Raw genomic sequence first — 6,000 nt, 5'->3', positions numbered from 1 at the left:
TGCCCCGCCTTCGCGGGGCATGACAGCGGTGTGCTTTACAACTCCCTTGCATTCGAAAACGCAAACGAGCTCACCCGCCGCGTCGTCTCGTCCAGGATCAGCGTGCGCGTGATCGGCGGCTCGGCGCGCTGAGCGCAGTTTTCGCGCTCGCAGAGACGGCAGTTGACGCCGATCGGCGTGCCCTCCGTTTTCTCCAGATCGATGCCGGCGGCGTAGACGAGGCGCGCGGCGTGACGGATCTCGCAGCCGAGGCCGATGGCGAAGCGCGGCTGCGGCAGCGGGTGCGGCGCGACGGGGCGGCGCACCATCTGCGCGATCGAGAAATAGCGCGTGCCGTCGGAGAGCTCGATCACCTGCTTCAGCAGGCGGTCAGGCGTGTCGAAGGTCGAGTGCACGTTCCACAACGGACAAGTGCCGCCGAATTTCGAGAACGGGAACGTGCCCGATGAAAATCGCTTCGAGACGTTGCCGGCATTGTCGACACGAAGCAGGAAGAACGGGATGCCGCGCGCGTTCGGCCGCTGCAGGGTGGTGAGCCGATGGCAGACCTGCTCGAAACCGGAATTGAAGCGCTGCGCGAGCAGATGGATGTCGTAATTCAACGCTTCCGCCGCAGCCAGGAAAGCCGGGTAGGGCATCATCACGGCGGCCGCGAAATAGTTGCCGAGCGTGATGCGGAACAGGCGGCGCGGTGTGTCGTCGAGCGGGCCGGCGCGGCCGATGATGGTCTCCAGATGCTGCGCGCATTCAATGAGGCCGAGCTGGAAGGCGAGCTGGAACGCGCGGCCGGGCGGGTCGACCAGTTCGGAGATCAGGAGTTGGCGGCGGTGGCGGTCGAAGCGCCTCAGCGTCTCGCGCATCACGTCCACCGGCATGATGCGGGTCTGGATCGAATGCTTTTCGCGCAGCCGCGCCGCCAGCGCCGCATAAAGCTCTTCGGCCGGCACGTTCAGCTCGTCGCGGAGAGTCTCCGCGGCCTGCTCGAATTCCGGAAAGTAGTTGCGGTTGGCCTCGATCAACTCGCGGACGCGCTCGACCGGATTGGCCTCATAGCGGGTGCCGACGTCGCGGTCGGCCATTTGTGCCGCGGCCAGCGTCTCGCCCTGGCGGGCCTCGGTATAGGCGGCATAGAGCCGTTGCAGCGCATGGGTGACGCCGGGGCAAAGCTCGGCGAGATCGCGCAATTCCTGCTTGGGAACGTCGATCTGGCGGAACAGCGGATCGGAGAAGATCTCGTTGAGTTCGGCGAAAAAGCGGTCCTCGTCGGCGCTCGCGAGGTCGCGCAGGTCGAGGTCGTAGGTTTCGGCCAGCCGCAGCAGGATCTGGGCGGTCACCGGACGCTGGTTACGCTCGATCAGATTGACATAGCTCGGCGAGATCCCGAGCCCCTCGGCGATCTGGGTCTGCGACAGCCCCAGTTGCTGCCGGATCCGCCGGAAGCGCGGGCCGACGAAGAGCTTCTTGCTGGAACCGGCGGGCATTCTCAGGTCTCCGGAGAGGGCATCAATGGCAGGCTTACTGACCTAATTAGTTTACAAGATTTACAAAGTGACATATAATACAAGTACCGATGTTACATGACATCACCATTCAAATGCAAGCCTACTGTACGAGCTGAGCTTTCTCGCGTTTAGCTTCTGACACGCATCTCGCAATGCATTGTCAAGAATGTCGATGGCTGGTGGCCATCGTCAGCGAAAGGATCAGGCACATGAATTACCAGCCCCGTGGCATCAGCACCCTCCAGGCCCCCGCCTCGTACCAGAGTGAGGTCGAGGCGGCCCGGTCGCTCCTGGAGACCCAGCCGACCTGGAACGGGGTGTCGGCCGAGGCCGTCGCCCGCATGCGCCTGCAGAATCGCTTCAAGACCGGCCTGGATATTGCCCGCTACACCGCGGCGCTGATGCGAGCCGACATGGCCGCCTATGACGGCGATCCCACCAAGTACACGCAGTCGCTGGGCTGCTGGCACGGCTTCATCGCCCAGCAGAAGCTGATCTCGGTCAAGAAGCACTTTGGCAAGACCGATCGCACCTATTTGTACCTGTCCGGCTGGATGATCGCGGCGCTGCGCTCCGAGTTCGGCCCGCTGCCGGACCAGTCGATGCACGAGAAGACCTCGGTGCCGGCGCTGATCGAAGAGCTCTACACCTTCCTGCGTCAGGCCGACTCGCGCGAGCTGAACGATATCTTCCGCAACCTCGATAAGGCCCGCAAGGAAGGCGACAAGACCCGAGAGAAGGAGTTGATCGAGAAGATCGACAACTTCCAGACCCATGTCGTGCCTGTCATCGCCGACATCGACGCCGGTTTCGGCAATGCGGAGGCGACCTATCTACTCGCCAAGAAGATGATCGAGGCGGGTGCCTGCGCGCTCCAGATCGAGAACCAGGTTTCGGACGAGAAGCAGTGCGGCCACCAGGACGGCAAGGTCACCGTGCCGCACGAGGTGTTCCTGGCCAAGATCCGGGCCTGCCGCCACGCCTTCCTCGAACTCGGCGTCGAAGACGGCGTCGTCGTGACCCGCACCGACTCGCTCGGTGCCGGCCTGACCCAGCAGATCGCGGTCAGCCACAAGCCCGGCGACCTCGGCGACCAGTACAACAGCTTCCTGGATTGCGAGGAAGTGACGGCGGAGAACGCCCGCAACGGCGACGTCATCATCAACCGCAACGGCAAGATGATGCGTCCGAAGCGGCTGCCCTCCAATCTCTATCAGTTCCGCCCGGGCACCGGCGAAGACCGCTGCGTCCTCGACAGCATCACCTCGCTGCAGAACGGCGCCGACCTGCTCTGGATCGAAACCGAGAAGCCGCATATCGAGCAGATCGCCAAGATGGTCGACCGGATCCGCAAGGTGGTTCCGAACGCGAAGCTGGCCTATAACAACTCGCCCTCGTTCAACTGGACGCTCAACTTCCGTTGGCAGGTCTACGACGCGATGAAGGAAGCGGGCCAGGACGTCAGCAAGTACAATCGCGCCGAGCTGATGAAGGTGGAATACGACGATACGCCGCTGGCGAAGGAAGCCGACGAGCGCATCCGTACCTTCCAGGCGGATTCGGCCAAGCGTGCCGGCATCTTCCACCACCTGATCACGTTGCCGACCTATCACACGGCGGCGCTCTCGACCGACAATCTGGCAAAGGAATATTTCGGGGACCAGGGCATGCTCGGCTACGTCAAGAACGTCCAGCGCGCCGAGATCCGTCAGGGTATCGCCTGCGCCAAGCATCAGAACATGGCCGGCTCCGACATCGGCGACGACCACAAGGAGTACTTCGCCGGCGAGGCTGCCCTGAAGGCGGGCGGCGCCCACAACACGATGAACCAGTTCGGCTAACGCATCACGCTAATCGACAGGAGACTGACAATGACCAACAGCAATTTCTGGGTGATCGGCGGCGAGTTCGGTTCGATGAACTTCCACAAGCTCGTGGAAGGCTCGGCCCAGGTGCAGGGTCCGTTCAAGACCCGCAAGGAGGCCGAGGACGCCTGGCGCTCGGTCTCGGAAGAGAACCGCCACAAGGCCGGCGTCCGCTTCTCGATCGTGGAAGAGCCGTCGCGGGTCTCGGCCTGACAATGTGAACTAACATGACAATCTGAATAAGAAGACGTCCAAGGACGGAGGGTCCCATCCGGCGCAAGCCGGGTGGGATCGTCTGTTTTTGGCACAGGTGAACGACCTGTGGGCACCGTAAGTAACTGGAATTGTAGGGCCTTTGCGGACACTTTGGTTGCTGATAGGTTAATCCGGCCAAGTGAGGACGAGGCCGCCAATGTCAGAGCCCGAGACCAGCGGGATCCATCCCAGCCAGCCGCGCCCGGTGCGGCTGCGCGATGCGCTGTTGCGCGCGCGGATCGAGGCCGCCGACCGGACCGGCGTCGTCGTCGATTTGCGCGATGCCGAGGTGGCGCGGCTCGAGATCCTCAACGATTCGCTCGATCCCCTATTCGCGCAGGTGCCTGACAAGATCGACCTGTTCGACCGCGGCATCAGCCAGGGCGATACGCCCAGGCTCTGGATCGACGTCGTCGCGCACATCTCGATGGGGCGCGACAAGCGGATGTACCGCTTCGTGCAGGACACTCGCTTCGGCCGCATCGTGCTCGCTGAATCGCACGACACCGCTGTGATCGTCGAGGCCGTCACGGACTATGTCGCCCGCCGCATGATCGAGCGCGAGCATGCGATGGTGGTCCCGCCCGAGCCGAAGCCCGAGGCCGCGCAGCCGCGGCGCCGCTCGCGCCTCTGGCCATTCGTGCTGGGGTTCGTGCTCGGCGCCGCCGCGCTGTTCGGGGTTGCCGTGCTCGCGGCCCTGCGGAGCTGGTGAGGCGTCGTCATTGCGAGGAGCCCGCGACAAAATTGCGAAGCAATTTTGCGCTGGCGACGAAGCAATCCACGCTGCCTCTGCGGAACGCAGCAATCCAGACTGTCTCGGTGCGGAAGGCAATCCAGAATCCGTGCCGCGGAAATAGTTGGATTGCTTCGCTTCGCTCGCAATGACAGATTGCTTCGCTTCGCTCGCAATGACGGCGTGGGACTAGATCAATCTGACATGCTTGATCTGCCCGATCTGAAATCCAGCCCCCAGGCTCCGCACCGTCTGCTCGCAACGCCAGCCGGTGTTGTCCTTCTCGATCGCGAACAGATTGTAGGCCGCAGCCGGGGTGCGCCCGTGCGCGAGCGCGGAGGCCGAGGGCACGCCGATTGCGGGAATGTTGCCGTTGGGTCCCTCGAACCACATCGTCGAATGAATGTGGTCGTGCCCGTGCAGGATCAGCTCGACGCCGTGACGTTTCAAAAGCGTCAGCAGCCCGGCGGAGTCGGTCATCCGCTTGTGGCGCGCGCCGGACTTCAGTGGATGATGCACCAGCAGCACGCGAAAGACGTCATCAGCCGCAAGCCGTTCGAGCACCTCTTCGAGGGACGCGAGCTGATCGCGTCCGAGCGTGCCTGTCGCCATCAACGGCAAGGTGGGCACCGCCGTGGACAGGCTGATCAGCGCGAGCGGCCCGCGCCGGCGCAGGCTCGGAAAGCCGATACGGCCATCGTCACCCGCAAGATAGGGCGCGAAGGTTTCGCCGAAGCGATGAAAGGTGGCGCGGACATAGGCGTCGTGATTGCCGGGAATCGTGGTGACGCGGTCGGGCGGACCGACGCCGTCGAGCCAGGCGCGCGCAGGCGCGAACTCCGCCTCCAGCGCCAGATTGACGAGATCGCCTGTGACCGCGATGTGATCGGGACCTTGCGCCTTCAAATCGGCGATAAGTGCGTCGAGCACCTCGCGGCGCTGGTACTTGTGACGGTTGCGCGTCCAGTTGACATAGCCGAGCGCGCGCTTGCCGGCGAGCTCGATCAACCGCGGCTTCGGCAGCGGCGCCAGATGCGGGTCGGACAGATGGGCGAGCGTGAAGGGGGCCATGGGGGGCGATTGCCTCGCTATTCGCCCGCTGTAATGGCAAGGTCGCAGGCTACGTGCAAGCGGGGCATCGAGGGAGCCCGATGGGAGAACGTCTGAACGGCGTCCGACGGAGATTCGAGCCGCTGCTGCGGCGAATCTTCCACGCCTATTTTCTGCTGATCCGCGGCATGACGCTCGGTGTCCGCGCCGTGGTGCTGGATGCCGACACCAGGGTGTTCCTGGTCAGGCACAGCTACGTCACCGGCTGGTATCTGCCCGGCGGCGGCGTCGATCTCGGCGAGACCATGGAGCAAGCAATGCGCCGCGAGCTCAAGGAGGAGGGGGATATCGATCTCACCGGCGATGCCGTGCTGCACGGGATCTTCCTCAACAGCCACGTCTCCCGCCGCGACCACGTCGCGGTCTACGTCGTCAGGCAGTTCAAGCAGGATAGCCTGCCCGCGCCCAATCGCGAGATCGCCGAGTGCGGATTCTTCGCGGTCACCGCGCTGCCCGAGGGGACCACGCCCGGCACGCGGCTGCGGATCGCGGAAGTCCTGCACGACAGGCCGCGGATTGCGACGTGGCGATGATG

6 protein-coding genes are annotated in these 6,000 nt (G+C 64.0%); 4 read left to right on the top strand and 2 right to left on the bottom strand.

The genetic code is table 11. From position 1 onward, the window contains the following. Positions 1-35: 35 nt before the first annotated feature. On the bottom strand, positions 36-1,481 hold the full coding sequence (locus IVB47_RS28510) for a short-chain fatty acyl-CoA regulator family protein (protein WP_247466276.1): 1,446 nt from the start codon (positions 1,479-1,481) through the stop codon (positions 36-38). A gap of 230 nt (positions 1,482-1,711) precedes the next feature. On the opposite strand from IVB47_RS28510, the gene IVB47_RS28505 reads away from it, so the two are divergent. The 3 genes from IVB47_RS28505 (at position 1,712) to IVB47_RS28495 (ending at position 4,334) form a co-directional block, all read left to right on the top strand. Then, positions 1,712-3,343 (top strand): isocitrate lyase, encoded by a 1,632-nt coding sequence (locus IVB47_RS28505; RefSeq protein WP_247291313.1) that lies wholly within the window; start codon positions 1,712-1,714, stop codon positions 3,341-3,343. 30 nt (positions 3,344-3,373) lie between these two features. Then, entirely contained in the window at positions 3,374-3,580 is a 207-nt protein-coding gene (locus IVB47_RS28500; protein ID WP_007595122.1) for a hypothetical protein, read from the top strand. A 199-nt stretch (positions 3,581-3,779) separates the two neighbouring features. Next, positions 3,780-4,334 (top strand): hypothetical protein, encoded by a 555-nt coding sequence (locus tag IVB47_RS28495; RefSeq protein ID WP_027568551.1) that lies wholly within the window; start codon positions 3,780-3,782, stop codon positions 4,332-4,334. Positions 4,335-4,544: 210 nt separating this feature from the next. Here IVB47_RS28495 and IVB47_RS28490 read toward each other — a convergent pair whose 3' ends face one another. Continuing rightward, entirely contained in the window at positions 4,545-5,426 is an 882-nt protein-coding gene (locus IVB47_RS28490; protein ID WP_247466274.1) for a metallophosphoesterase, read from the bottom strand. A gap of 80 nt (positions 5,427-5,506) precedes the next feature. Between IVB47_RS28490 and IVB47_RS28485 the strand changes: the two genes are divergently transcribed. Continuing rightward, a complete protein-coding gene (locus IVB47_RS28485) occupies positions 5,507-5,998 on the top strand; it encodes an NUDIX domain-containing protein (RefSeq protein ID WP_247466272.1) in 492 nt (163 codons plus the stop codon). Positions 5,999-6,000: the final 2 nt, after the last annotated feature.

The organism is Bradyrhizobium sp. 62, assembly GCF_023073035.1.
In the GTDB taxonomy this organism is placed as follows: domain Bacteria; phylum Pseudomonadota; class Alphaproteobacteria; order Rhizobiales; family Xanthobacteraceae; genus Bradyrhizobium.
This window is presented reverse-complemented; position numbering and strand designations above follow the sequence as displayed.

Excerpts from the sequence above, each read along its gene's own strand:
- IVB47_RS28490 (WP_247466274.1), bottom strand. The coding sequence starts at position 5,426 with ATGGCCCCCTTCACGCTCGCCCATCTGTCCGACCCGCATCTGGCGCCG.
- IVB47_RS28505 (WP_247291313.1), top strand. The coding sequence starts at position 1,712 with ATGAATTACCAGCCCCGTGGCATCAGCACCCTCCAGGCCCCCGCCTCG.
- IVB47_RS28510 (WP_247466276.1), bottom strand. The coding sequence starts at position 1,481 with ATGCCCGCCGGTTCCAGCAAGAAGCTCTTCGTCGGCCCGCGCTTCCGG.
- IVB47_RS28485 (WP_247466272.1), top strand. The coding sequence starts at position 5,507 with ATGGGAGAACGTCTGAACGGCGTCCGACGGAGATTCGAGCCGCTGCTG.
- IVB47_RS28500 (WP_007595122.1), top strand. The coding sequence starts at position 3,374 with ATGACCAACAGCAATTTCTGGGTGATCGGCGGCGAGTTCGGTTCGATG.
- IVB47_RS28495 (WP_027568551.1), top strand. The coding sequence starts at position 3,780 with ATGTCAGAGCCCGAGACCAGCGGGATCCATCCCAGCCAGCCGCGCCCG.